Genomic DNA, 25,506 nt, shown 5'->3' with positions numbered 1-25,506 from the left:
ATGTCCGTCATGCCCGACACCTGGATCCGCGAGATGGCCAAGACGAAGGGCATGATCGAGCCCTTCACCGAGAAGCTGCAGCGCGAAGGCGTCATCTCCTACGGCCTGTCCTCCTACGGCTACGACGCCAGGGTGGCCCCCGAATTCAAGATCTTCACCAACGTGGATTCGGCGGTGGTGGACCCCAAGAACTTCTCGTCGGCCTCGCTGGTGGACCGTCAGACGGATGTCTGCGTCATTCCCCCCAACAGCTTCGCCCTGGCCCGTACGGTGGAGTATTTCCGCATCCCCCGCGACGTTCTGGTGATCTGCCTGGGCAAGTCCACCTATGCCCGCTGCGGCATCATCGTCAACGTGACGCCGCTGGAGCCGGAATGGGAAGGCCACGTCACCCTGGAATTCTCCAACACCACGCCGCTGCCCGCCAAGATCTACGCCAACGAGGGCGCCTGCCAGTTCATCTTCCTCAAAGGGAACTCGGTGTGCGAGACCTCCTATGGCGACCGGGCGGGCAAGTATCAGGGGCAGCAGGGTGTCACCCTGCCCCGGCTCTGAGGCGGAAGCCTTCCTGGCTGATCCCCGCACCCATGGGGGGGCGGGGGTGGAACGCGTCGATACCCATATCTCCACCCTGTTCCTGGCCGGTGACCGCGTCTTCAAGCTGAAGAAGCCGGTGCGCCTGCCGTTTCTCGACTTCACCGCCCTTTCGGCCCGCAAGGCCGCCTGCGAGGCCGAGGTGGAGATCAACCGCCGCGCCACGCCCGACCTCTATCTCGGGGTGCGGGCGCTGACCCGCGCCCAGGGCGGCGGGCTCGAACTGGACGGGCCGGGCGAGGCGGTGGACTGGGCGGTGGAGATGCGCCGCTTCGACCAGGATACCCTGTTCGACCGGCTGGCCCGACGGGGCGAGCTGGACCGCGAGCGCTGCAACGGCCTGACCGAGGCCATCGCCGCCTTTCACCGCGCCGCGCCGGTGCGCCCCGACCGGGGCGGGCGGGCCGGGCTGGACTGGACCATTTCCACCAACCGCCTGTCCATGCTGGCCCAGGACGCGGCCGTTCTGCCGGTGGATGCGGTGGAGGATCTGGCCCGCGCCTCCTTCGCTGCCCTGGAGCGCTTCGCCCCCCGGCTGGAGGAGCGCCGCGCCGCCGGTTTCGTGCGCCAGTGCCACGGTGACCTGCATCTGGGCAACATCTGTCTGTGGCAGGGGCGTCCGGCCCTGTTCGACGCCATCGAGTTTTCCGAGGACATCGCCTGCATCGACGTGATCTACGACCTGGCCTTCCTGCTGATGGACCTGGATCACCGTGGAGCGCGGCAACAGGCCAACTGGGTGATGAACCATTACCTGGACCTGACCGCCGATTTCGCCGGCATCGCACCCATGCCGCTTTATCTCTCGTGCCGGGCCGGGGTACGTGCCCATGTGTGCGCCGCCATGGCCGAGGGTGCCCAAGGCGAGGGGCGCGAGCGTCTGGTCGCCGATTCCCGCTCGTATCTGGCGGCGGCGCGGGCCTATCTCGATCCGCCCGCCCCCCGGCTGCTGGCGGTGGGCGGGCTTTCGGGCAGCGGCAAGTCGCGCATGGGTCGCGAGCTGGCCCCCTTCCTGGCGGTGCCCGGCGCGGCGGTGGTGCGAAGCGATTCCTTGCGCAAGCACCTGATGGGCGTTCCCATCTGGGAAAAGCTCGGCCCCGATGGCTATACGGCGGAGGTGACCGAGCGCACCTACCAGCATCTCTACGAGACCTGCGCCGCCCTGCTGGCCGATGGTCACGGGGTGGTGGCCGACGCCGTCTTCGCCAAGCCCGAGCAGCGCGAGGCCATCGAAGGTGTGGCACGGGCGGCGGGCGTGCGCTTCGACGGGCTGTGGCTGGAGGCCCCGGCCGAGTTGTCCAAGCGGCGCATCGCCGAGCGCAAGGCCAACGTCTCGGACGCCACGCCCCAGGTACTGGAGCACCAGCTCTCTTACGACCTGGGGGCGATCGCCTGGACGCGTATCGATTCCTCGCCGCCCAAGGACGTCACCTTGGCCGCCGGCAGGGCCGCGTTGGGGGTATAGCCCCCAGCGGATCGGGTGATGTTCAACCCAGTGGATCGGGCGCATAATATCTAGATGTTGTGACAAGGAGAGCCGTCATGTCCGCCTTCAAGTCGATTTTGGTCCCGGTCGAGGATGAACTGTCCGCCGCCATTCCGCTGGATACGGCGCTGCGTCTGGCCGGGCGCTTTTCCGGGCATGTGACCGGCCTGCACGTGCGCACCGACCCCACAAACGCCGTGCCGCTGGTGGGCGAGGGCATGTCGGGGGCCATGGTCGAGGAGATGATCGGCATCGCCGAGACCCAGTCGGCCCAGCGCGCCAAGCTGGCCCGCGCCGCCTTCGACGTCGCCCTGGCCCGCAACGGCGCGCCGCTGGCCGATGCCCCGCCCGGGGACGGCCTGTCGGCCGAGTGGGTCGAGGTGGTGGGCCGCGAGGAGGACGTGGTCACCTGGCGCGGCCGGGTGTCCGATCTGGTGGTGTTCGGCCATCCCGGCGGTGAAGCCGAGGTGTCGTCCATGATCACGCTGAACACCGCGCTGATGGCCTGCGGCCGTCCGTTGCTGCTGTGCCCGGCCGAACCGGCCCCGCTGCCCGGCACCAATGTGTGCATCGCCTGGAACGGCAGCGCCGAGGCGGCCCGCGCCGTGGCCTTCGCCATGCCCTTCCTCAAGACAGCGGCGTCGGTGACCATCCTGACCGTGGCGGAACATGCCGGCGGTCCCGCTCCGGCCGGCGATCTGGAGACCTACCTGGCCTGGAACGGCATCGCCGCCAGCACCACCGTCATCCAGGCCCCCAGCTCGCACGCGGGCGAGGAATTGCTGCGCCAGACCCGCAAGGCGGGCGCCGACCTTCTGGTGATGGGGGCCTACACCCATTCGCGCCTGCGCCAGCTGATCCTGGGCGGCGTCACCCGCCACGTCATCGCCCATGCGCCGCTGCACGTGCTGATGTGCCATTGACCGAGGGGAAGGCGTCAGGGCGGCGGGCGGATTACCGCCGCTACCGTGAACTGGTGGAGACCCGGCCGGAGCTGTTTCAAAGGCCGCCGGGGGGCATCGCCATTCTGCTGGACGAGGCCGACATCGCCGCCGCCTCCAAGGCCGTGGCCCGGCGCAACCGCGCCAGGGGACTGCCTCCCGCCTCCGCCTCGGTGGGGGTGCTGGTGGAAGACGCCTATATCCTGATGCTCCGCGATGCGGTGCGCTTCCCCGACGGCTCGCTGGGCACCCACAACCGGGTGATCTACGCCAACGGCGCCCGGGGCGTGGGGGTGCTGCCGCTGTTCCAGGGGCGGATCGTCCTTCTGCGGGTGTTCCGGCACGCCATCGGCCGCTTCCTGCTGGAAATTCCGCGCGGATCGGTGGAGGCCGGGGACGGGCTGGAGGAAACCGTGCTGCGCGAGATCGCCGAGGAAGTGGGGGGACGGGTCACCGCCGCCACCCATCTGGGCCGGACGTTCTGCGACACCTCGCTGTCCAACGGCGGCCTCGACTATTTCCTGGCCGAGCTTTCGACCCTGGGCAAGCCGCAATTGTCCGAGGGCATCTTCGACATGGTCCAGGTGACCCCCGAACGCTTCGCCGCCATGGTCGCCGAGGGCGCCGTCGAGGACGCCCACGCCGTCAACGCATTCTGTCTGGCCCGCTTGAAAGGATTGCTGCCGTGACCGTCTTTCTTGTCCGCCACGGCCAGTCCGAAGGGAACCGGGACAGGGTGTTTTCGGGGGTCAGCGACCATTGCCTCACCGAACTGGGCCGGGCCCAGGCGCGGGAAGCCGGCCGCGCGCTGTTCGGGCTGCGTTTCGCCCATGTGCTGACGTCGCGGCTGTCGCGCGCCGTGGAGACCTGCGACCTGCTGCTGGAGGCCGCCCAGGCGCGGGTGGTCGGCCGGCGGCGGGAACTGGACCGGCTGAGCGAACGGAATTTCGGCGTGTTCGAAGGCGTGGTCGATGACGAAGCCGCCCTGGCGGCTGATCCGGTCCGCCGGCGGGTCGCCTTCGACGTGGCCTTCCGGCCCGAAGGAGGCGAATCCATGCAAGATTGCCTGGAGCGCTCGGTCACCTGCTTCGAAGCCGATGTCCTGCCCCTGACCGAGGACGGCCATGTGCTGGTGGTGTCCCACGGCAACGTGGTGCGCTCGCTGGCGCTGCATCACCTGGGATGGCCGGTGGAGATGCTGCCCGAGATGCCGTCGCGCAACTGCCTGATCACCCGCATCGAGCCGGCGGGCTGGAGGCTCAGATCCGTTCGCTGAGCCAGATGGCCAGGCGGCAACCGCCCTTGATGGCGGCGGACAGCACGGGATAGGCGGGGGCCTGCTCGGCGCCGTGTTCCAGCCCGATGTCGCGGTGCTCGATCTCGTCGGCGCGGAACTTCTGGATGGTGTCCCTCAAGGCCGCCTCGTCCTCGCCCAGCGCTTCGGCCTGACGGGCGTAGTGCTCGTCGATGGTCTCCTCCACCGCCACGGTGCAGGCCATGGCCGCCTTTTCCCCTAAGAGCGCGGTGCCCGCCCCCAGGGCGAAGCCGGCCAGATGCCACAGCGGCGACAGGATGGTGGGGCGGGTGCGGCGTTCCGAGATCATGCGGTTGAAGGCGTCCAGGTGCTCCTGCTCCTGCTCGGCCATGTGCTTGAGCAGGGGGGCCGCCTTGCCACCCTTGCGCCCCAGCACGGCCCGCTGGCCCTCGTAGATGCGCACGGCCCCCAGCTCGCCCGCCTGGTTGACCCGAAGGAAGCGGTCGATGAGGGCGGCATGGTCCAGGTCGCCGGGGATGCGGTTGTCGGCGGTCTTCATGGCTTCAAGCCTTTCGAACGCTTGACCGCCCACAGCACCGCGAGGCCGAACAGGGCCGAGAACGGCACGTTGAGGGCGGCCATGGTGATGCCGTGGAACGACCAGGCGGGGGTGTCGCACTGGGCTTCCGCCGGACGGTTCATCTCGGCCAGCAGGTCGGCCACGGCCACGGCGCCCTGCTGGGCGCCGGAACAGACCGCCGAGGCCCACCAATGCTGCTCGACCCCCACGTGGTAGACGGCGATGGCGCCGTTGACGGCCAGGGCGATGCCGGCCAGGCGCAGCAGCGTTGCGGCGGGCCAGCCTTCCTTCAGCGCCGCCAGCCCCAGCAGGGCGGCCAGGGCGAACGGCACCCGCTGGATCAGGCAGAGATTGCAGGGGCGCAGGCCGAACCCGTACTGGGCGACCAGGGCCAGAGCCAGGGCGGCGAGGCAGATGCCGGCCACCCCAAGGGCGAGGGGGCGGAGTTCGATCTTCATTGCGCCGCACTATAAAGATGATGGCCGCCCTTGACCACCCCGACGGGGGCGGGGACAATCGCCGCCCCTGTCCGAAGGAGACGCCGTGACCCTCGACGACATCCGGGCGGGCGGCAAGGCCGCCCTGGCCCGCGCCCTGGCCGAACTGGAGCGCTATCCCGACGCGCCCGCCACCGTGGCGCTGCTCGACCGCGCCTACGCCGAACCCCGCGCCCATGTGGTGGGCATGACCGGGCCGCCCGGCGTCGGCAAGTCCACCTTGATGAACGCCCTGATCGCCGACTGGCGCGGCCGGGGGCGCAGCGTGGGCTGCATCGCCGTCGATCCGTCGTCCCGGCGCTCGGGCGGGGCCCTGCTGGGCGACCGCACCCGGCTGACCACCGATCCCGAGGACCAGGGCGTCTTCGTCCGCTCCATGGCGGCCCGCGACCGCCTCGGCGGCCTGGCGGGGCTGACCGTCTCGGCCATGGTGCTGATGCGCGCCCTCTACGACATGGTGCTGATCGAGACGGTAGGGGTGGGCCAAAGCGAGACCGACGTGGTCGGCGTCGCCGATACCGTGCTGTTCTGCGTCCAGCCGGGTTCGGGCGATTCGCTGCAGTTCATGAAGGCGGGCATCGCCGAGATTCCCCACGTGGTGGTGGTGACCAAGGCCGACATGGGGCCGGCGGCGGTGCGCGCCCGCGCCGACGTGCAGGGCGCCCTGGGCCTGGGCGGCGGAGGCGGCCACGAGGGATGGGAAACCCCGGTCCTGATGGTGTCCTCGGCCCGGCGCGAAGGGGTGGAGGAACTGGTGGCCGCCATCGACACCCATGCCGCCGCCCTGGGCGAGGCCACCCCGGGCGGAGAGCCCCGTCTGGCCGCCATCCGCCATGCCCAGGCCGAGGCCTGGCTGGAGGAGGCGGTGCGTGAACGCTTCGGCCGCGAAGGGGTGCGGCGCGCCGGCGACCTGTCGCTGCCGCCCGGCGCCTCGCCCTTCGTCCGACTGTCGGAGTTGTCGCTATATTTGGGGTCCGACTCTAAAGGTTGATTAATTCGGGCGTCTCTCCTCGCAGATATTGACATCCCCGGCCATTCGACCGACCATCACCAAACTATCGTCATGGGGGAACAGAGTGCCCTCGTCCGTTGCCGCCGTCGCCGGGACCGGAAAGGTCAGCGTGGACCACGAGCTGCTTGAGCTCGTGTCGGCGCTCGTCTGCATTCTGCGTCAGGGCGAGGTGGTCTTCATCAATCAGGCCGGCGTCAAGGTCTTGGGGCTTGGGTCTCAGGACGACGCCATCGGCACCGCCTTCGTGGAATTCGTCGAGGCCGACTACCGCTTTCTGGTGGAGGCCGGCTGGGAATTGCTGGCCGAGGAAGAGTTCCTGCCGCTGAAGCTGATGCGCCGCGACGGCACCCTGTTCGAGGCGGAAATCCGCGTGCGTCTGATTCCCGGTCCGGAAGAGTCGTTCCTGGTCGAGGCCCGCGACATCTCGAAATTCGTCAAGTCGGCCGAAGCGCTGCGCGAACGCGAGGAACGGCTCCAGGGCGTGCTGGCCTCGGTGGCCGAAGGCATCATCACCGTCGACGAGCATGGCCTGATCGAGACGGCCAACCCGGCGGCCGAGCGGATGTTCGGCCACCCCAAGGGCAAGCTGGTGGGAAAGCATATCGGCGTGCTGATGGGGCCGGACATGCAGGACCAGCACCAGGCTCTGTTCGCCCAGTATCTGGCCGGTTCGGCCAAGCTGATGGGCCGTTCGGTGGAAAGCATGGGCTATCGCGCCGACGGAACCCATTTCCCCATGGAAATCTCGGTCAGCGAATTGCGCTACGGCAAGGGCCGCCTGTTCACCAGCATCCTGCGCGACATCTCCGAGCGCAAGGAGAACGAGGAGCGCATCAAGCGCCTCGCCCACCACGACACCCTGACCGGCCTGCCCAACCGCAACCTGCTCAACGACCGCATCAGCCACGCCTTGGCCCGCGTGCGGCGCCACGGCGGCCGCATGGCGGTGCTTTACGTCGATCTGGACAAGTTCAAGCCCATCAACGACACCCTGGGCCACGAGGCCGGCGACGCGGTGCTGCGCGAAGTGGCGCGGCGGTTGAACAATTGCGTTCGCAGCTCGGACACGGTGTCGCGCGTCGGCGGCGACGAATTCGTGGTGGTGGTCGAGGAGATCGGCCGGCCGGGCGAGGCCGCCATGGTGGCGCGCAAGATCATCGAGACCCTTGGCTCGCCCATCTTCTACAACGAACATGCCTGTCAGGTGGGAGCGTCCATCGGCATCGCGGTGTTCCCCGACGACGGCAATACCATGGACGAGGTCAGCAAGGCCGCCGACGTGGCCATGTACCGGGTGAAGCATTCGGGCCGCAACGGCTATTGCTTCTACTCGGACGCCATGCCGGCCGACGAGATCGACCTGGCCGAGGCTCCTGCCGGGGGCTGAGGTGAAAGCGGCTTACGCCAAATCCAAGCGACGGCGATCCTAGGCGCCGCCCATCTCGGCGATCATCTGCTCGCGCGCGACCTCCAGCAGCACCGCCATCTGGTGGCGGATGGCCGCTTCGTCGATGGAGACGCCGCTGGCGATGAAATCGCGGGTGATCTTGTGCGCGGCGTCGTGGTCGGTGGCGTCGAACTCCACGTCCACCACCGACAGGGCGTAGGTCTTGGCGGCGTCGCCGGTAATGCCCATCTGCTCGGCGGCCCACAGCCCCAGCAGCTTGTCGCGGCGGATTCTCGCCTTGAATTCCTGTTCCTGGTCCAGCCGGTACTTGGCCTCGAAGGCTTTCTCGCGATCGTCGAAGGCAGTCATGGCGCGCCGCGTTCCATTCCCTTTGTTACGGTTGGCGCCCGCAAGTGAAAGCCGCAGGCGCAGGCTGTGTTATAACGGGCGAAAGCGCCGCTAGAAATGGATTTTTGCGCATGTGCACCCTTGTTCTGCTCCGCCGGCCCGGCCACGACTGGCCCCTGATCGTCGCGGCCAACCGCGACGAGATGAACACCCGGCCGTGGAAGCCGCCGGGGCGCTGGTGGGACGACCGGCCCGAGGTGGTGGCCGGGTTGGACGAGCTGGCCGGCGGCACCTGGCTGGGTGTCAACGACACCGGCGTGGTGGCGGCGATCCTCAACCGCATCGGCACCCTGGGGCCGGCGCCGGGCAAGCGCTCGCGCGGCGAACTGGTGCTCGAGGCCCTGGACCATGCCGACGCCGCCGACGCGGCCGATGCCCTGGCCCATCTGAACGGCGATTCCTACCGCCCCTTCAACATGGTGGTGGCCGACAACCGCGACGCCTTCTGGGTGCGGGCCGATGGCGCCCGTGTCGAGGTCAGGCCCATCGCGCCGGGGCTGCACATGCTGAGCGCGCTCGACCTGGACGACCGCAGCAGCCCGCGCATCGCCGCCTATCTCGACCGTTTCGCCCAGGCCGCCCCGCCGGTTCCCGATCCGGCCCATCCCACGGGCGGCGACTGGGCGGACTGGCAGGCCTTGATGGCCGATGCCGGCGGACGCGGTCCCGACGGCGAGGAAGCCCCCGCCATGTGCTTCCTGCGCCCCGACGGGTTCGGCACGGTGTCCGCTTCGCTGATCGCCCTGCCGGCCGCCGCCCTGGCCGAGGGAGGGCGGGTCTGGCGCTTCGCCGCCGGGCGGCCGGACCGGACGGAGTACGACGCGGTCGGCTGAAGGGGGAGGGGCGGACCCGGCCCCGCTTCGTTTCATTGTCTCGCGCAACCGAGCCTGCTATACCAAGCTCGAAACACAGGCGACGGTCCGTCCGCCGCCCCTTCGCCGTCCGCGCCTTTCCTCGCCCGACCTCCGCGGGGGATGCGCAGCGGGCGCCATTGATTTGGATTTTTCCATGGCAAGACGCAGACAGATTTACGAGGGCAAGGCCAAGGTCCTGTTCGAAGGACCCGAGCCCGGCACCTTGGTGCAGTACTTCAAGGATGATGCCACCGCCTTCAACAACAAGAAGCGCGGCACCATCACCGGCAAGGGGGTCCTGAACAACCGCATCTCCGAATACCTGATGCTGCGCCTGGGCGAGATCGGGGTTCCCACCCATTTCGTCCGCCGCCTGAACATGCGCGAGCAACTGGTGCGCGAGGTGGAGATCATTCCGCTCGAGGTGGTGATCCGCAACGTGGCCGCCGGCTCGCTGGCCCAGCGCTTCGGCCTGTCCGAGGGCACGCCGCTGCCCCGCTGTATCGTCGAGTGGTACTTCAAGTCCGACGCGCTGGACGATCCCATGGTCTCGGAAGAGCACATCACCGCCTTCGGCTGGGCCACCACCCAGGACCTGGACGAGATGATGTCGCTCGGCCTGCGCATCAACGACTTCCTGTCGGGCCTGTTCCTCGGCGTCGGCATCCGTCTGGTGGACTTCAAGATCGAGTTCGGCCGCCTTTACAACGGCGACGACATGCAGATCGTGCTGGCCGACGAGATCAGCCCCGATTCCTGCCGCCTGTGGGACATCCGCACCGGCGACAAGATGGACAAGGACCGCTTCCGCCGCGACCTCGGCGGCGTGGAGGAGGCCTACCAGGAAGTGGCCCGCCGGCTCGGCATCCTGCCCGAAGGCGGTCCCCGCGATCTGAAGGGCCCCGCCCTGATGCAGTAGGGGCATCCCCCTTTCTTTACGTTCCCTCGTACAAAACGGAAAGACCGACGTGAAAGCCAAAGTCCACATCACCCTCAAGAACGGCGTTCTCGATCCCCAGGGCAAGGCGGTGCAGCATGCGCTGGGTTCGCTCGGCTTCGGCGGCGTCAACGACGTGCGCCAGGGCAAGTACATCGAACTCGACCTGGCCGAGACCGACCGGGCCAAGGCTAGGGATGCGGTGGAGCAGATGTGCAAGGGCCTGCTGGCCAACACCGTGATCGAGAACTACGCCATCGAACTGGTCGATTGAGCGGATTGTGGCGGTGCGGCGGCTCATCCTCGGCCTGATCCTCTGCCTGGGCATGGCGTCGGCCATGCCCGCCTTGGCCGAGGATCCGGCCGTCCGGACCCAGCCCCTGAAGACCGACCTGTTCGATGACATCGTCGATGGTATCGGCGGTGTGCTCGGCGTTCTGGGGGGGGCGCCCGTCTCGCCGACGCCGGCGCTCAATACGCCGGAATGGCCGGCGCTGCCGACCCCGGCCCGGCCGGCGACGGTGACGGCCCCGCCTGCGGTTGCCCCGCCGGCCGCCACGCCCATCGTGGTGCCGTCCCCCGTTGCCGCGCAGCCTTCACCCCCGCCGCCGCCCGCTCCGCCTGCCGCTCGGCCGCCGGTAAAGGCCGCGGTGCAGCCGGCTCCGCCGCCAACCCCCGCCCCGCCGCCCGCTCCGCCGCGTCCGGCCGCTCCGGCGGTTGCCGCTCCCGTCGCGCCGGCCCCGGCGCCTGCGGTTGTCGCCGCGCCGGCCTGCGCCGTGCGGGTCGCCGCCACCGCCACGCTCGAGCAGATGCGCCGCCTGCCCAAGTGTCCCTAGCCTTCCACGGTTTTGCCACAAAGCCGTCGCAAGACCGCCATGCTTGTCGGTCATGATGCTCTTCATGGCTCCCCTTTCCTTTGTGGGGGAGCGTTGATGGAGAGCAAGATGGCCTACCCCCTGTTCGACAGCGGCTACACCCTGTGGGCTGCCGACCTGGAAACCCGGCTGAAGGACCAGTTGGGCAGTTCCGCCCGCGCTCTTGGCATCGATCCCCGGCTGCTGCTGCAAAGCTATTATTCCGGCTATACCGTCACCGCCGCCCTGGCTTTGCTCGCTTCCCGCTATCCCAGCCTGACGCTCTGAGCGTTCATCCTCTCCGCCATTTTTCGGAATTTTGCCGTCCGGCAATCCACATCCGGGGTTGACTGGGGACGCCGGGCACGGCGTCATACTGCAAAAGACTAAAATAGAGAATGGTTCGAGGAGGGGTGTCCGTGGCGGTCAAATGGCGAGGCCCGTTTCCGTGGCTCGCGGCGGCGTTCGCCGCCGATGTGGTGGTAACCGTCGCGGCGGGATATTCCATGTCCCGGGGCGTGGTCGACCAGGAGGAACTGACCGCCCTGGTGATGGTCTCCCTGGCCGGAGCGGCCTTCCTGTTCGCCGTGTCGTGGAAGGCCATCGACTTCCTGGTGGTGCGTTCCATCAAGATGATGGCGGCCGAGGTGCGCGCCATCGCCTATGGCGGCGGTGGGCGCGACCGCGTCGACCCCGTGCGCTACTTCATGATCGCGCCGTTGCCCGAGGCGGTGAACGAGGTCTGCTCGCGCATGGTCAAGGCGAGGGCCGAACTGGCCGAGGGCCTGTCCGCCGCCACCCGTAAGTCCGAGGAGAATTCCAACCGGCTGGCCGCCATCCTCAACGACCTGCACGAGGGCGTGGTGGTGTGCAACCAGCGCCACCAACTGGTGCTGTACAATCAGGTCGCCTTCGACATGCTGCGCGAGACGGCCGAGCTGGGGCTGGGGCGCTCGCTGTTCGAGACCATCGCCAGCGAGCCGGTGATGCACATGATGGACATCCTGGCCAATCGCGCCGGCTCGGTCGAGGGCGGGCTGCCGTTTCTGGCCGGGACGATCGATGACCGCATGCTGCTGCAAGGCCGCATGACCCTGATCCGCAGCGAAGAGGGCACGGTGACCGGCTATGTGGTCACCCTGGTGGATGCCGGGCCGCAACTGGCCGCCCTGGCCGGGCGCGAAGCCCTGCTGCGCGAGATCGCCGAGGATGTGGAGATGCCCCTTCGGCGCATGATGCTGTCGGCGGGCGATTCCCATACCATCCGCCACGAATGCATGGTGATCTCCGACGCCATCAAGCGGGTGACCAAGGGCTATCACGCCATGCTGGCCGGCTGGTGGCCCATGGCCGACATCAATTCCACCGAACTGCTGACCTTTGTCGCGTCCCGCCTGGGCGAGGGCATGGGGGCCACCGTAATCGGCCTGCCGGCCTGGCTGCACGGCGATTCCCACTCCCTGGTGATGGCCATCGAATCGCTGATCTGGCGCGTGGCCGACCGCAGCGGCGCCACCCAGTTCGACCTTTCGGGCGGGGCCGACGACCATGGCGCCTGGGTGGAGTTCGCCTGGGACGGCGAAGTGGTTGAGCAGGCGCAGCTGGACCGCTGGCTGGCCCAGCCGCTGGTGGCGCTGGGCGGCATGACCGTCAAGGACGTGCTGGAGCATCATGCCGGCATCGAGCTGGTCCGCGGCCGCCACGATGGCGGCGGCAGCCTGCGCATTCCCATGCGCAAGGGGGTGGAGCAGCACGGCCACGGCCGCCAGGTGCTGCCCGGCCGCCCCGAATTCTACGACATGACCCTGCTGGAGCAGTCGCGCGACACCGGCGCCATGGGTGCCCAGCCGCTCCGCTCGCTGACCTTCGTGGTGTTCGACACCGAGACCACCGGGCTGCATCCCTCCCAGGGCGACCAGATCGTCTCCATCGCCGGAGTGCGCATCGTCAACGGGCGCATCCTGTCGGGCGAGAGCTTCAACCGCATCGTCAATCCCGGCCGGCCCATTCCGGCGGAATCCATCCGCTATCACGGCATCACCGACGAGATGGTGGTCGACAAGCCGCCGGCCGGCGTGGTGCTGCCCCAGTTCCGCTCCTACGTGGCCGACGCCGTCCTGGTGGCCCACAACGCCGCCTTCGACCTGAAGTTCCTGCGCATGCGGGAAAAGGATATGGGAATCCGCTTCGACAATCCGGTGCTGGACACCATGATCCTGTCCAACTTCCTGGACGGGCCGGAAGCCGGGCATTCCCTGGACGACATCTGCGAGCGCTACGGCATCGAGATCACCGACCGCCATACGGCGCTGGGCGATTCCATGGTGACGGCGGCGGTGCTGCTGCGCCAGATCGAGGCGCTGGAGGGCAGGGGAATCCACACCCTGGACGAAGCGGTCAAGACGCTGGACATCGCCATGATCCTGCACGAGCGGCAGCGCGTCTTGTAGGTCAATCGGGTTATCGCCCGAACCCATCCGGGGCTTTTGCCCCGGACCCCATTTTAATTCATGAACAAAAAGGAGGTCTGGAGGCATCGCCTCCAGCCGGGGCCGGGGCGAGAGCCCCGTATTCTCACCCACCCACGCCGCAGACGAACTTCAGCGTCTTGAGGCGGCGGAAGGCCCATTTCAGGCGGGCGCGGGTGCGCTTGTCGAAGCGCTTGGGATCGATCTTGGCCGAAGCCGGAATCTGCTGGGCGATGTCGGCCAGTTGCTGCTCGAGCATGACGCGCAGCACGACCTCGCGCACCTCGACGAAATCGCGCAGGTCGTCTTCGTGCAGCACGCCGGATTCCTTCAGCGCCGCGAAGCGCTCGTCGGTGCCGGTGGCGGTGATGTGGGCGCGGATGGCGCGCATGCGGGCCGCGCTGACCAGGGGCAGCAGGCCGAACTTCTTGGCGTTGAGGCGGCCCTGCTTGGTGACGAAATTGCCGAACAGGCCGATGGAGCCGTCCATGCCGGCCACGTTCTGGGCGAGGTAGCGCAGGAAGAAGGCCGATTGGGCGGCCTTTTCCATGGCCATGCTGCGCAATTCCTCGGCCAGGGCGCGGTCGCCCCACACCGGCTGGAAGTCGTAGAAGATGTCGCAGAACATCACGGTCTGGTTCTCGACCGAGAAGACCCAGCCGTGGACCTCGTCGCGCCACTCATCCAGGCTCTTGCGCCACTTGGATTCGCGGGCCATGACGCCGCCGTCGCAGAACGGGATGCCGGCCTTGTTCAGGGTGTCGTTCAGCCGCTTGCCCAGTTCGGCGAACCAGGGGTCGTCGGACGGCTTGCCGTCGTGGACGATGGCGTTGTCCTGGTCGAAGGCCAGCAGGCTCTCGCCGCGCCCGCCGGAACCCAGGATCAGCACGGCGTAGCGGGCGGGGGCGGGGCCCCAGCCGTCATCCAGCAGCGACTGTTCCGCCAGTTCGGCGGCCCGCGCGGTCAGGTCGCGCAGCACCAGGGCGATCACCGAGGCGATGTTGCGCGCCGTGACGCCTTCGCCCAGCAGGCCCTTGGCCAGCTTGGGCAGGTTGGTCATCACCGACTTCATCTCGTCGGGATTGGCGGCGCTTTCCGCCGAATCGCCCAGCACCAGCGCCTCGGTAGCGCGCACCTTGAGCAGCGCCCGGCCGGTGATCATGCCCAGCGGCCGGTTGTCGGCGTCGACCACCACCAGATGCCGGAGGCCAAGCCGGGTCATCCGGGCCAGCGCCACGTAGACGTAGGCGTCGGCCGGAACGGTGGCCACCGGCTTGGTCATGGTCTGGTCGAGCGTCAGCTCCAGACCGGCCGGACCGTTGTTGGACAGGATGCGCAGCAGGTCGCGCTCGGTGAAGATGCCCAGCGTGCGTCCATCGGCATCGATGCCGACGATGGAGGACACCCTGGCCTCGTACATGCGGTGAACCGCGTCGTGCAGGGTTACCGAGGCCAGCGCGGTGAGCACGGGGGTGCTCATCACCTCGCGCAGGCGATGGCGATAGGGAAAACTGTCAATGCGGGCGAGAGCGGCGATGTCGTTCATGGCGCGTGTACGATAGTGGCGGAGGTGGAAAATTCAACCTATTTCAGCCTGAAAAGAGGCCATATCGTAAAAGTCTAAATGTGCCGATCAATCCATTCCGAGAACACGATAGGGTGTTTACTCTATGTGGGTTGGGCGGCTTCGCCTCGTCGCGGCGGGAGCGTCAAGTGACAATTTCTGTAATCTAAACAGAAACTGAAAGGGAATTTGGCGTTGTCTTGATAAAAGCTGGTGAAGGTTCGAAACGAATACCTAATTTCTCATTAGAATAACCTATTGAATAAATCAGGTGCTTTCGGTTGGTGTTGACGCCAAAGGAAGCGGATGTTAATGAGGTTCGTCGCCTCAGGCAAGCTGCGGGCGTATGACGCGTACGCATAGGTGCCCTCGTGCGCCTGCACGCTTAAAAATGCTGAATCCGGCAACAAGACCGGGAGCTGAAAACAACAATCGTCCGCCTCTTTCCGGGGGCGGCGATGACAAAGTGGAGGGTCAAAGTGAGCTCACATAACGCACCTTCGGCTGCGCATCTCGCGAGCGCCGAGCACATTCGGAACAATCCGAAGTTCAAGGAACTGGTTGCCAAGCGGAACGCCTTCGCGTGGACGCTGTCGGTGATCATGCTGGTCATCTATTTCGGCTTCATCCTCATCATCGCCTTCAACAAGGCGTGGCTCGGCACCCTGCTGTCGGCCGCGGGGGTGATGACCATCGGCTTTCCCATCGGTGTGGGCGTCATCCTGTCGGCCATCGTGCTGACCGGCATCTACGTCTATCGCGCCAATGGCGAGTTCGACGAAATGAACCGCCAGATCATCGAGGAATCCCGCTGATGAAGACGACCAAGACCGCAATTGCGTCCGCGCTCGCCTTCGGCGGCGTGGCGCTCCTGGCTACCGCCGCTCTGGCGGCCGGTGCCGACATGGGTGGTGCTCAGAAGCAGGAAACCAACTGGCACGCCATCATCATGTTCGTGATCTTCGTGGGCGCGACCCTCGGCATCACCTACTGGGCCGCGGGCCGCACCAAGACCGCCGCCGACTTCTACGCCGCCGGCGGCGGCATTACCGGCTTCCAGAACGGCCTGGCCATCGCGGGCGACTACATGTCGGCCGCTTCGTTCCTGGGCATTTCCGCGCTGGTGTACGGTTCGGGCTATGACGGCCTGATCTTCTCGGTGGGCTGGCTGGTCGGTTGGCCGATCATCCTGTTCCTGATCGCCGAGCGCCTGCGCAACCTGGGCAAGTACACCTTCGCCGACGTGTGCGGCTATCGCCTTGCCCGTACGCCGATCCGCACCTTCGCGGCCACCGGCTCGCTGATCGTCGTGATCTTCTATCTGATCGGCCAGATGGTCGGTGCCGGCCAGCTGATCAAGCTGCTGTTCGGCATGGACTACATCTACGCCGTGATGATCGTCGGCGCGCTGATGATGGTCTACGTCACCTTCGGCGGCATGGTCGCCACCACCTGGGTGCAGATCATCAAGGCCTGCCTGCTGCTGGGCGGCGCCACCTTCATTGCCCTTGGCGTGATGTACAACTTCGGCTTCTCGTTCGAGAAGCTGTTCGTCAAGGCCATCGAGGTGCATCCCAAGAAGGCCGCCATCATGGCTCCGGGTGCCCTGGTGACCAATCCGGTGGACGCCATCTCGCTGGGCATGGCGCTGATGTTCGGCACCGCCGGCCTGCCGCACATCCTCATGCGCTTCTTCACCGTTCCCGATGCGCGTGAAGCCCGCAAGTCGGTGTTCTACGCCACCGGTTTCATCGGCTACTTCTACATCCTGACCTTCATCATCGGTTTCGGCGCCATCACCCTGGTGGCCACCAATCCCGAGTACCTGACCAAGGGCGTCGGCGCCCTGGACCTGAAGGGCGGCAACAACATGGCCGCGGTGTGGCTGGCCCACGCCATCGGCGGCAACCTGTTCCTCGGCTTCATCTCGGCCGTGGCCTTCGCCACCATCCTCGCGGTGGTGTCGGGCCTGACCCTGGCGGGCGCGTCGGCGATTTCGCACGACCTGTACGCCAGCGTCATCATGCACGGCCAGGCCACCGAAGGTAAGGAAGTGACCGTCTCCAAGATCTCGTCCATCGCTCTCGGCATCGTCGCCGTGCTGCTGGGCCTGATCTTCGAGAAGCAGAACGTGGCGTTCATCGTGGCGCTCACCTTCTCGGTCGCGGCCTCGGCCAACTTCCCGGTGCTGGTGCTGTCCATGTTCTGGGGCGGCCTGACCACCCGTGGCGCCGTTCTCGGCGGCATGATCGGCCTGTTGATGTCGGTGATCATGGTGGTTCTGTCCAAGGCCGTGTGGGTGCAGAGCTTCGGCTTCAAGGCCGAGATCTTCCCCTTCGCCTATCCGGCCCTGTTCTCGGTGCCGGCGGCCTTCTTCTTCTCCTGGCTGTTCTCCATCATGGACAACAGCCCGCAGGCCCAGGCCGAACGCGCCGCCTACGAAGCCCAGTCCATCCGGTCCGAGACCGGCCTGGGTGCCGAAGGCGCCGCCAGCCACTAAGGCCGGCACAGGCAACATACTTTCTGACTGGGCCGCCGGATTTCCGGCGGCCCTTTTCTTTTGCCCGCAAGGCAGTGAGGGGGGCGGGATTTCGTCCCCGGACACGAATCTCCAGCCGTCACCCCGGGCTTGACCCGGGACCCAGGAATCGCTCCCCGCTGGTCGCGGCGCGTATACGCCAACGGGGCAAACCCGGGGGGGGGGGGACGGCAGAAAGAAGGTGTATATCCGCGTTTATCCGCGAGCGGTGCGAAGCACCGCATCGTGTCTTGCGACACGCTCTCGGCCGTCTCAAATCAAACCGGACAGCCGTAGGCTTGACCCGGCAATCTACGCCGCCCCTCTGCGATGCCTCATGAAAGAATGATCCGGGCGGCAAGGCGTGGATGCCCGGATCAAGTCCGGGCATGACGGGAACCGGAGCGGCACGGATTTGCCGCCCGAAGTTCTAACGGCTCAGGATCAGGGCGATCATCACCGAGCCGAAGACGATGCGGTACCAGGCGAACGGGGCGAAGCCGTGGCGTCCGACGAAGCCGATGAAGCCCCGCACCACCACCAGGGCCGAGAGGAACGCCGCGACGAAGCCGATGGCGATCAGGCCGGCTCCGTCGAAGGACAGCGTCGCCCAGTTCTTGTAGAGGGAATAGGCCGAGGCGCCGCACATGGTGGGAATGGCCAGGAAGAACGAGAACTCGGCCGCCGCGCGGCGGTCGAGGCCCAGCAGCATGGAGCCCATGATGGTGGCCCCGGCCCGCGACACGCCCGGCACCATGGCCAGAACCTGGCAGAAGCCGACACCAAAGGCCAGGGCCGGGGACATGTCCTCGATGTCATGGATGCGGGCACGCTTGACCAGGCGCTCGATGAGCAGGATGGCGAAGCCGCCCACCACCAGGGCCACGGCGGCGATCAGCGGCGATTCCAGCATCTGCTTGATGTACTTGTAAAGCGTGGCGCCGATCACCGCGGCCGGCAGGAAAGCCAGCAGCACGTTGCGGACGAAGGCCACCGAGCGCGGCTGGTTCAAGGTGGTGGCCACGCCCCACAGGCGGGGCCAGAACACCACGCAGACGGCCAGGATGGCGCCCAGTTGGATGACGATCTCGAAGGTCTTGCCCGCCGGTCCCTCGAAGCCCAGCATGTCGCCGATCAGCATCAGGTGGGCGGTGCTGGAGATGGGCAGGAATTCGGTAAGCCCCTCGACGATGCCGAGGAGAAGGGCTTCGATCATGGCGAGCATGGTGGATCCGTTTGGAATTGCCGTGGCGGCGGATCATGGTCGGGGCGGCGCTATTTCGCAACCAATAAACATATGCTGAGGGAGAGGCTTGCCCATGGGCGGCACTTGACCTAAGACTCTGGGATAGAGCAGTTTCGATCTGGAACAAGGTGAGCTGATGTCTCTGATCGAGTGGGATCCGTCCTTCAGCGTCGGTTCGGCCCGTATGGATGCCGACCATCAGAAGCTCATCACCCTGCTCAACCGCCTGTACGACGCCTGGCACGGCGGCGAGAGCATCGCCGAACTGGGCTGGCTGTTCGACGAATTGCTGGCCTATGCCGATACCCATTTCGCCGCCGAGGAAATGGCGCTGAAGTCGCGCAACTATCCGCGCCTGGAAAAGCAGCAGGAAGACCATCAGCGGCTCAAGGCCTCGGTGATCGCCTTTCGCGACCGCCATCTGGCCGGCGAGACCCCGGACGCGCTCACCACCGAGATGACCGCCTTCCTCAAGGCCTGGCTGCTGGAGCATATCCTGGGCGAGGACATGCTCTACCGCACCTATTTCAAGGGCGAATAACCTACCCCACCGTCAGCACGATCTTGCCGCGCACATGTCCGGTGCGCGACAGGTCCAGCGCCTCGGCGGCGCGGGCGAGCGGCATCTCGACGATGTCGGGCACCCGCAGCACGCCTTGTTCGGCCAGCGAGGACAGGCGGCGCAGATGGCCGGCGTCGGGTTTGACGAACACGTACTTGCAGCGGATCCCTAAGCGCTCGGCCAGGTCCCTGTCGGTCTTGTCGGTGATGGAAACCAGCAGCCCCCCCGGCTTCACCGTTTCGTAGGATCGGGTCAGCACCTCGCCGCCCACCGTGCCGAAGGCCATGTCGACGCCTTCCGGCGCCAGGACGCTTGTGGCGGCGACGAAATCCTCTGTCGCATAGTCGATGACGTGATCGGCGCCCAGCGAGCGCACATAATCGTGATTGGCCGCCTGGGCGGTGGCGATCACCGTGGCGCCCACCCATTTGGCGATGGGAACGGCGAAGCCGCCGACGCCGCCCGCCCCGGCATGGATCAGCACGCTCTGGCCCGACCGCAACTGTGCCACCTCCAGCAGGGATTGCCAGGCGGTCAGCGCCGCCAGCGGCACGGTCGAGGCCTGGGCGAAGGTGTAATTGGCCGGCATGGGGGCGACGCTGTCGGCGCTCATCACCACGTATTCGGCGTAGGTGCCCCATTGGATGTCGGGCTTGCGGCAGAACGACCACACCCGCTCTCCCACGGACAGGCCCGTCACGCCGTCCCCCAGGGCCGCGATGGTGCCGGCGGCGTCCCAGCCGGGGATCAGCGGGAACTTGCAGGGAAACAGCCGCGCCAGACCGCCTTCCCTGATCTTCCAGTCCACCGGATTGACCCCGGCGGCATGGATGCGGATCAAGACCTCGCCGGGACCGGGCGAGGGCGTCTCGATCTCGCCCAGGCGCATCACCTCGGAGCCGCCGAACCGGTCGCAGAGGATGGCTTTCACGGCGGCACTCCTTCCTGTCGGGTTATGGCCCAGGCTGTATCGATTTTCAGGGAATTCGGCCGATTTGGGGCCGGAGCATTAAATTTCAGCCACAGATGAACACAGATAAACACAGATGAATTGGGAATTTTCCTTATCTGTGTCCCGCGCAGCGGGAATCTGTGTTCATCTGTGGCCCATTTTCCGGCCTATCCGCTTGAACGTCGATTGGGCCTCCTATCACCTCAGGCCCCAGCCTCGCGCAGCTTGAACCTTTGCACCTTCCCGGTGGCGGTGCGGGGGATGACTTCGAGGAAGCGGACATTGCGCGGGCATTTGTAGATGGCCAGCTTGGAGCGCAGGGTCTCGACGATGCGGGTTTCCAGCACCGGCTCGTGCTCGCCCGCCTCGGCCACGGCGTAAAGCACCAGGCGGACCAGCCCGTCCTCGTTGGGAATGCCCACCGCCACGGCGTCGGCGACGCCCGGCACCATCAGGGCGGCTTCCTCGACCTCGGCGGGGCTGACCCACTGGCCCGAGACCTTGATCATGTCGTCGGAGCGCCCCTGCGGGCTCCACCAGCCCTCGGAATCCATGCTGAACACGTCGCCGGTCTTCCACCAGCCGTCCTTCAGCACCCGCTGGGTGACGTCGGGGCGGTTGTGGTAGCGGCGGAACAGCGAATCCATGCGCACCCACAGATCGCCGGGGGTGTCCGGCGCGGTGATGATCTCGCCCGATGGCGTGCGCAGCTGGGCCTCGGCCCAGGGCAGCGGCCGGCCGCAGGCGCCGGGCTTCATGGCGGTCGGAGTGCTGGCGATGAACAGGAACAGCGCCTCGGTGGCGCCGATGCCTTCCAGCATCAGGCCGCCGGTCTCCTCCATCCAGCGGCGGCAGAGCTCGGCCGGCAGGTTCTCGCCCGCCGAGACCCAGGTGCGCACACCCCGGAAGGCCTCGGACGACGCCACGCCGTCCTTCAGCATGATGCGATAGAGCGAGGGGACCGACAGCACCACCTTGGGCCGGGTGCTCTCAATGACCTCGGCGGCGGCGGCGGCATCCGGCCAGCCGCGATGGAGCACCAGGGTGCCGCCGCACCGAAGCGCGCCGATCAGGCAGTGGCCCAGGGGATAGGCGAAGAACAGCTTGGAGGTGGAGAAGATGCGGTCGCCGGGCTCAAGGCCCAGATTCTCGCGCACATGGCGCTCGCCTAAGGGGATGGAGCCGTGGACATGCACGGCGCCCTTGGGCTGGCCGGTGGTGCCCGAGGTGTACATCCACAGCGCCATATCCTCGGGCGACATGTCGGCCGAGGTCAATTGGTCGGAGGCGCCGTCCAGGAAGGCGGCGAAATCGTCGGTGGTCACCATGCGGGCCGAGGCGCGGGCCAGGGCCAGGGATTCGGCGGCCAGGTCCTTGAGCGCGGCTTCCGCCAGCAGCAGCGGCGCGCCGCTGTCACCCAGCGCGTGGGACAGGTCCTTGGGCGAGAGGCGGGTGTTCAGCGCCACGGCCACCAGACCGGCCTTCATGGCGCCCAGATAGGCCGCCACCAGTTCGGGGCCGTCGTCGAGCAGCAGCAGGACGGGCTGCTGGCGGGTGACGCCGGCGGCCAGCATGGCGTTACCGAAGCGGCAGGCCAGGCGGTTCAGCTGGTCATAGGTCAGGGTCTGCCCGCCGCAGATGATGGCAAGGCTCTCCCCGCGACCCGAGCCGAGGCTGGGGCCGAGAATTTCGTCGGCTGCGTTCATGAATTCACCAGGAAAAGGGGGCGAGCCGCATGACGCGGCTCGCCTTTGTCGATGTCCGGCTATTCCACCAGGACCCAGTCACCGTTCTTGATCTCGACCATTTTGAAGGATTCGAGACCCAGACCCATGTGGTCGGTGGGCGAGTAGGTGTAGATGCCGGTGGTGGCGACGAAGTCCTTGGTCTGCTCGATGGCGTCGCGGACCTTGGCCTTGTCGGTGGTGCCGGCACGCTTGAAGGCGTCCACGGCCATCATCAGGGCGTCGAGGCCGTGACCGGGCAGCGGGCTGACTTCCAGCGGCTTGTTGCGCTCCTCGTATTCCTTCTTGAACTCCATGACCACCTTCTTCTGGCGGTCGCTGGCGGGCAGCTGCTCGGCCACCGCCTGGGCGCCGGCCGGCAGGCGGGTGCCGTCGGCGGCGGTGCCGACCAGACGCAGGAACTCCTTCGAGGCCACGCCGTGGGACTGGTAGACCGGGAGCGTCAGGCCCAGCTGCTTCAGGTTCTTGGTGGCGACGGCGGGGCCGGTGCCGGTGCCGAAGATGAACAGGGCCTGCACGCCATTGGTGCCGCGGATCTTGGTCAGCTGCGGGGTGACGTCGGGGTCCTTGGGCGAGTAGACCTCGTCGATCAGAATCTCGACGCCGTATTGGGGGGCCAGCTTGACCGTCTGGTCATGGCCGGACTTGCCGAAGCCGACGTTTTCGGACAGCAGGGCGATCTTGGTCAGGCCGCGCTTCTTCAGGTCGGCCAGCACCTTCTCGGCGGCCAGCCGGTCGGATTGCGGGAACTTGAAGGTCCACTTGCGCACCGGATCGCCGATGGCGGTGCCGCCGCCCAGCGACATGTACGGAATCTCGGCGCGTTCGATCAGGCCAAGGACCGCCATGGAGGTGGGCGTGCCCGACCCACCGATGATGATGTCCACCTTGTCGTTGTCGATCAGGCGCTTGACGAAGGTGGCGGCCTTTTCCGGCTCGGACCCGTCGTCATAGATGATGGCTTCGATCTTGCGGCCCAGTACGCCGCCCTGGGCGTTAACCTTATCGATCATATAGTCGAAAGTGCGCTTTTGCGGGTCGCCCATGGGCGACATCTGCCCGGTGACCGACAGAAACATGCCGATCTTGATGGGGTCGGCCGCGAATGCGGCAGTCGCCGCGCAAACGCCAGTCATCACCGCCAGGGCAGCCCCGGCCGTACGCTTCCAATTCATGAAGTTCCTCCCACTTCGTATGATTTATCCAGGCTAATCACTTCTTATTTTTGTCGGTATTGTAGTACCGAATTACGGAAAAGCGAAGTCCGAAAAGTGCGCTCGCGGCGGCTTGACGCCGTCTCGGGCTGGGCGCACCATCAGAAGCATATCAAAGAAATGGGGGGCGTGGATCATGAACTCCAAGCCCAAGGCCGGAAACGGCACGCGCATATCGGATCAGGTCACCGACCGGATTCTGGCCCGTATCGCTTCGGGGGAATGGGGGGCGGGCCATCGTCTGCCCGGCGAGCGGCAATTGGCGGAAGAGATGGGGGTCAGCCGCGTCTCCATTCGCGCCGCGCTGCAATCCTTGAAGACCCAGGGGCTGCTCGACGCCGTCCAAGGCGGCGGCACCAGGGTGATCGCCAGTTCGGCGGCCATGGATCCCGGCATGCTGGAACTGGTCCGCGTCAACCGCGACAATCTGCATGACCTGGCGGAAATCCGGGCCATTCTCGAGGCCTGGGCGGTGGGGCGCGCCGCGCTGAACCGCTCGGACGCGGATTTGGCCGAGCTGGCCCGCATCATGGCGGCGACCGAGGCCGACATCGCCGGCGGCGCGCACAAGAGCGAGAACGACGTCTGCTTCCACCTGGCCATCGCCAAGGCGTCGGGGTCGGGAATCTACCTCCACATCATGGCGGTGATCCGGGGCATCCTGCACCAGATGGTGGACTACCACCGCTACCAGCTGTTCCCCTCGCACGAGGACGACCAGGTGATCCTAGGGCAGCACCGCGCCATCTTCGAGGCGGTGAAGGCCAAGGACCCGGTGGCGGCGGAAGCCGCCATGCGCGCCCATCTGGGCTTCGTGCTGACCCGTTACAGCCGTCAGGCGTTGTAATATCGGAATTCCGTCACGACGTGGAACCATAGGCGTGGTTGCCGCCCTTGACGCCTCTGCTATGCTGGGCGGCGGGAAGAACCATGGGGATTCATATGCGACGCGCACGCAATGCGAAGATCATCGCCACTTTGGGCCCGGCCTCCTCGACGCCCGAGGCCATCGAGGCCCTGTTCCTGGCCGGGGCCGACGTCTTCCGCCTGAATTTCAGCCACGGCAGCCACGACGACCACAAGAACCGCATTTTCACCATCCGCGAACTGGAAAAGAAGGTGAAGCGGCCCATCGCCATTCTGGCCGACCTGCAGGGGCCTAAACTCCGCGTCGGCGATTTCGAGGGCGGCCGCGCCCGGCTCGAGACCGGCGCCGCCTTCCGCCTGGACATGGACGACGCCCTGGGCACCGCCGCCCGCGCCCCCCTTCATCATCCCGAGGTGTTCGCGGCGCTCAAGCCCGGCAGCGACCTTCTGATCGACGACGGCAAGCTGCGCCTGACCGTGGAATCCTGCGGTCCCGACTTCGCCGAGACCCGCGTGGCGGTGGGCGGCGAGATCTCCAACCACAAGGGCGTCAACGTGCCGGGCGTCATGCTGCCCATTTCGCCCCTGACCGAGAAGGACCGCCGCGACCTGGAATTCGCGGTGGAGATGGGGGCCGACTGGATCGCCCTTTCCTTCGTGCAGCGCCCCTCGGACGTGCAGGAGGCGCGGCGCCTGATCGGCTCATATGTGGGCTCGCGGGTGCGCATCCTGTCCAAGCTGGAAAAGCCCTCGGCCATCGAGCATCTGGCCTCGATCATCGAGTGGTCGGACGCGGTGATGGTGGCGCGCGGCGATCTGGGCGTGGAATGTCCGCCCGAGACCGTGCCGATTCTGCAAAAGCGCATCATCAAGGCCTGCCGCCGGGCGGGCAAGCCGGTGGTGGTCGCCACCCAGATGCTGGATTCCATGGTCCATGCGCCGTCGCCCACCCGGGCCGAGGCCTCGGACGTGGCCACCGCCGTCTATGACGGCTCTGACGCGGTGATGCTGTCGGCGGAGACCGCCTCGGGCGAGTACCCGCAGGAGGCGGTCACCATGATGGACCGCATCATCCAGCAGGTGGAGCACGACAAGAACTACCAGATCATCACCGACGCCTCGCGGCTCGACCCCGAGCACACCACCCGCGACGCCATCAGCGCGGCAGCCCGGCAGGTGGCCCATACCCTGGGGGCGGCGGCCATCGTCACCTTCACCTCGTCGGGCTCGACCACGCTGCGTGCCGCCCGCGAGCGGCCCGAGCAGCCGATCCTGTCGGTGACCGCCGACATCGAGGTGGCGCGCCAGATGGCCCTGGTGTGGGGAGCCCACTCCATCATGGCCAAGGACGTGCGCAGTTTCACCGAGATGGTGAGCAAGGCGGTGAACTTCGCCCAAAGCGAAGGCTTCGCCCGCGTGGGTGACCGGGTGGTGATCACCGCCGGCGTGCCCTTCGGCCACTCAGGCACCACCAACATCCTGCGTGTCGCCGAGGTGGAGGATCACGCGAACCACCACAAGCACAATTCGGATTAGCGGTCTTTTGCGGGCGGGACGCCCGCGCT

General features: G+C 66.9%; 26 protein-coding genes. 18 read left to right on the top strand and 8 right to left on the bottom strand.

What is annotated here, in order from left to right; translation table 11 throughout:
- The 5 genes from dcd to XM1_RS18300 all read left to right on the top strand — a co-directional run bounded on the left by dcd (position 1) and on the right by XM1_RS18300 (position 4,297).
- Complete coding sequence (gene dcd, locus XM1_RS18320; RefSeq protein ID WP_068436036.1) at positions 1-555, top strand: dCTP deaminase; 555 nt, start codon at positions 1-3, stop codon at positions 553-555.
- Complete coding sequence (locus XM1_RS18315; protein ID WP_082700598.1) at positions 497-2,059, top strand: bifunctional aminoglycoside phosphotransferase/ATP-binding protein; 1,563 nt, start codon at positions 497-499, stop codon at positions 2,057-2,059. Before dcd ends, XM1_RS18315 begins: the two co-directional genes overlap by 59 nt.
- Before the next feature lie 77 nt (positions 2,060-2,136).
- Complete coding sequence (locus XM1_RS18310; RefSeq protein ID WP_068436032.1) at positions 2,137-3,003, top strand: universal stress protein; 867 nt, start codon at positions 2,137-2,139, stop codon at positions 3,001-3,003.
- Positions 2,994-3,710 (top strand): NUDIX hydrolase, encoded by a 717-nt coding sequence (locus XM1_RS18305; RefSeq protein WP_068436030.1) that lies wholly within the window; start codon positions 2,994-2,996, stop codon positions 3,708-3,710. The genes XM1_RS18310 and XM1_RS18305 overlap by 10 nt, the downstream gene beginning before the upstream one ends.
- Positions 3,707-4,297, top strand: a complete 591-nt coding sequence (locus tag XM1_RS18300) for a histidine phosphatase family protein (protein WP_068436028.1) — start codon at positions 3,707-3,709, stop codon at positions 4,295-4,297. Before XM1_RS18305 ends, XM1_RS18300 begins: the two co-directional genes overlap by 4 nt.
- Here the strand turns inward: XM1_RS18300 and XM1_RS18295 are convergent.
- Positions 4,281-4,835 carry a demethoxyubiquinone hydroxylase family protein gene (locus tag XM1_RS18295; RefSeq protein ID WP_068436027.1) on the bottom strand — a complete coding sequence of 185 codons (555 nt, stop codon included), beginning with the start codon at positions 4,833-4,835 and terminating at the stop codon, positions 4,281-4,283. The two genes, XM1_RS18300 and XM1_RS18295, sit on opposite strands and share 17 nt — an antisense overlap.
- Entirely contained in the window at positions 4,832-5,314 is a 483-nt protein-coding gene (locus tag XM1_RS18290; protein ID WP_068436025.1) for a disulfide bond formation protein B, read from the bottom strand. The genes XM1_RS18295 and XM1_RS18290 overlap by 4 nt, the downstream gene beginning before the upstream one ends.
- A gap of 85 nt (positions 5,315-5,399) precedes the next feature.
- On the opposite strand from XM1_RS18290, the gene XM1_RS18285 reads away from it, so the two are divergent.
- The gene (locus XM1_RS18285) at positions 5,400-6,344 is read left to right on the top strand and encodes an ArgK/MeaB family GTPase (RefSeq protein WP_068436023.1); all 945 of its coding nucleotides are present in this window, start codon (positions 5,400-5,402) and stop codon (positions 6,342-6,344) included.
- A gap of 85 nt (positions 6,345-6,429) precedes the next feature.
- Positions 6,430-7,752 carry a diguanylate cyclase domain-containing protein gene (locus XM1_RS18280; protein ID WP_068436022.1) on the top strand — a complete coding sequence of 441 codons (1,323 nt, stop codon included), beginning with the start codon at positions 6,430-6,432 and terminating at the stop codon, positions 7,750-7,752.
- A 39-nt stretch (positions 7,753-7,791) separates the two neighbouring features.
- Here the strand turns inward: XM1_RS18280 and XM1_RS18275 are convergent, their stop codons facing one another.
- On the bottom strand, positions 7,792-8,121 hold the full coding sequence (locus XM1_RS18275; RefSeq protein WP_068436020.1) for a DUF1476 domain-containing protein: 330 nt from the start codon (positions 8,119-8,121) through the stop codon (positions 7,792-7,794).
- A 110-nt stretch (positions 8,122-8,231) separates the two neighbouring features.
- On the opposite strand from XM1_RS18275, the gene XM1_RS18270 reads away from it, so the two are divergent.
- From XM1_RS18270 to XM1_RS25060, 6 genes are all read left to right on the top strand, one after another.
- Positions 8,232-8,993: an NRDE family protein gene (locus tag XM1_RS18270; protein ID WP_068436018.1), complete on the top strand. Its 762-nt coding sequence runs from the start codon at positions 8,232-8,234 to the stop codon at positions 8,991-8,993.
- 175 nt (positions 8,994-9,168) lie between these two features.
- The gene (purC, locus tag XM1_RS18265; protein WP_068436016.1) at positions 9,169-9,933 is read left to right on the top strand and encodes a phosphoribosylaminoimidazolesuccinocarboxamide synthase; all 765 of its coding nucleotides are present in this window, start codon (positions 9,169-9,171) and stop codon (positions 9,931-9,933) included.
- 49 nt (positions 9,934-9,982) lie between these two features.
- The gene (gene purS, locus XM1_RS18260) at positions 9,983-10,225 is read left to right on the top strand and encodes a phosphoribosylformylglycinamidine synthase subunit PurS (RefSeq protein ID WP_068436015.1); all 243 of its coding nucleotides are present in this window, start codon (positions 9,983-9,985) and stop codon (positions 10,223-10,225) included.
- Between the two features lie 13 nt (positions 10,226-10,238).
- Complete coding sequence (locus XM1_RS24715) at positions 10,239-10,787, top strand: hypothetical protein (RefSeq protein WP_197603087.1); 549 nt, start codon at positions 10,239-10,241, stop codon at positions 10,785-10,787.
- A 96-nt stretch (positions 10,788-10,883) separates the two neighbouring features.
- Positions 10,884-11,093, top strand: coding sequence for a hypothetical protein (locus tag XM1_RS18250; protein WP_068436011.1), 210 nt, complete (start codon positions 10,884-10,886; stop codon positions 11,091-11,093).
- Positions 11,094-11,224: 131 nt separating this feature from the next.
- Positions 11,225-13,255, top strand: a complete 2,031-nt coding sequence (locus XM1_RS25060; RefSeq protein ID WP_231920579.1) for an exonuclease domain-containing protein — start codon at positions 11,225-11,227, stop codon at positions 13,253-13,255.
- A 124-nt stretch (positions 13,256-13,379) separates the two neighbouring features.
- On the opposite strand, the gene XM1_RS18240 is transcribed toward XM1_RS25060, so the two are convergent.
- Positions 13,380-14,819, bottom strand: coding sequence for a DUF294 nucleotidyltransferase-like domain-containing protein (locus XM1_RS18240; protein WP_068436009.1), 1,440 nt, complete (start codon positions 14,817-14,819; stop codon positions 13,380-13,382).
- Between the two features lie 476 nt (positions 14,820-15,295).
- Here XM1_RS18240 and XM1_RS18235 point away from each other — a divergent pair, with 476 nt between their 5' ends.
- A complete protein-coding gene (locus XM1_RS18235; RefSeq protein ID WP_156428783.1) occupies positions 15,296-15,652 on the top strand; it encodes a DUF485 domain-containing protein in 357 nt (118 codons plus the stop codon).
- Entirely contained in the window at positions 15,652-17,337 is a 1,686-nt protein-coding gene (locus tag XM1_RS18230) for a cation acetate symporter (RefSeq protein WP_068436006.1), read from the top strand. Before XM1_RS18235 ends, XM1_RS18230 begins: the two co-directional genes overlap by 1 nt.
- Before the next feature lie 448 nt (positions 17,338-17,785).
- Here the strand turns inward: XM1_RS18230 and XM1_RS18225 are convergent, their stop codons facing one another.
- Positions 17,786-18,571, bottom strand: coding sequence for an undecaprenyl-diphosphate phosphatase (locus XM1_RS18225; protein WP_082700741.1), 786 nt, complete (start codon positions 18,569-18,571; stop codon positions 17,786-17,788).
- Between the two features lie 166 nt (positions 18,572-18,737).
- Between XM1_RS18225 and XM1_RS18220 the strand changes: the two genes are divergently transcribed.
- The gene (locus XM1_RS18220; RefSeq protein WP_068436002.1) at positions 18,738-19,142 is read left to right on the top strand and encodes a bacteriohemerythrin; all 405 of its coding nucleotides are present in this window, start codon (positions 18,738-18,740) and stop codon (positions 19,140-19,142) included.
- 1 nt (position 19,143) lies between these two features.
- On the opposite strand, the gene XM1_RS18215 is transcribed toward XM1_RS18220, so the two are convergent.
- The 3 genes from XM1_RS18215 to XM1_RS18205 form a co-directional block, all read right to left on the bottom strand.
- A complete protein-coding gene (locus tag XM1_RS18215; RefSeq protein WP_068436000.1) occupies positions 19,144-20,094 on the bottom strand; it encodes an NADP-dependent oxidoreductase in 951 nt (316 codons plus the stop codon).
- Between the two features lie 224 nt (positions 20,095-20,318).
- Positions 20,319-21,821: an AMP-binding protein gene (locus XM1_RS18210; RefSeq protein ID WP_068435998.1), complete on the bottom strand. Its 1,503-nt coding sequence runs from the start codon at positions 21,819-21,821 to the stop codon at positions 20,319-20,321.
- Positions 21,822-21,880: 59 nt separating this feature from the next.
- Complete coding sequence (locus tag XM1_RS18205) at positions 21,881-23,035, bottom strand: ABC transporter substrate-binding protein (protein WP_068435995.1); 1,155 nt, start codon at positions 23,033-23,035, stop codon at positions 21,881-21,883.
- Positions 23,036-23,210: 175 nt separating this feature from the next.
- Between XM1_RS18205 and XM1_RS18200 the strand changes: the two genes are divergently transcribed.
- Positions 23,211-23,921, top strand: a complete 711-nt coding sequence (locus XM1_RS18200; RefSeq protein WP_068435994.1) for a FadR/GntR family transcriptional regulator — start codon at positions 23,211-23,213, stop codon at positions 23,919-23,921.
- Positions 23,922-24,016: 95 nt separating this feature from the next.
- Positions 24,017-25,477 carry a pyruvate kinase gene (gene pyk / locus XM1_RS18195; RefSeq protein WP_068435992.1) on the top strand — a complete coding sequence of 487 codons (1,461 nt, stop codon included), beginning with the start codon at positions 24,017-24,019 and terminating at the stop codon, positions 25,475-25,477.
- The last annotated feature ends 29 nt before the right edge of the window (positions 25,478-25,506 follow it).

The sequence above is a fragment of the Magnetospirillum sp. XM-1 genome (genome assembly GCF_001511835.1).
Classification (GTDB): Bacteria; Pseudomonadota; Alphaproteobacteria; order Rhodospirillales; family Magnetospirillaceae; genus Phaeospirillum.
This window is presented reverse-complemented; position numbering and strand designations above follow the sequence as displayed.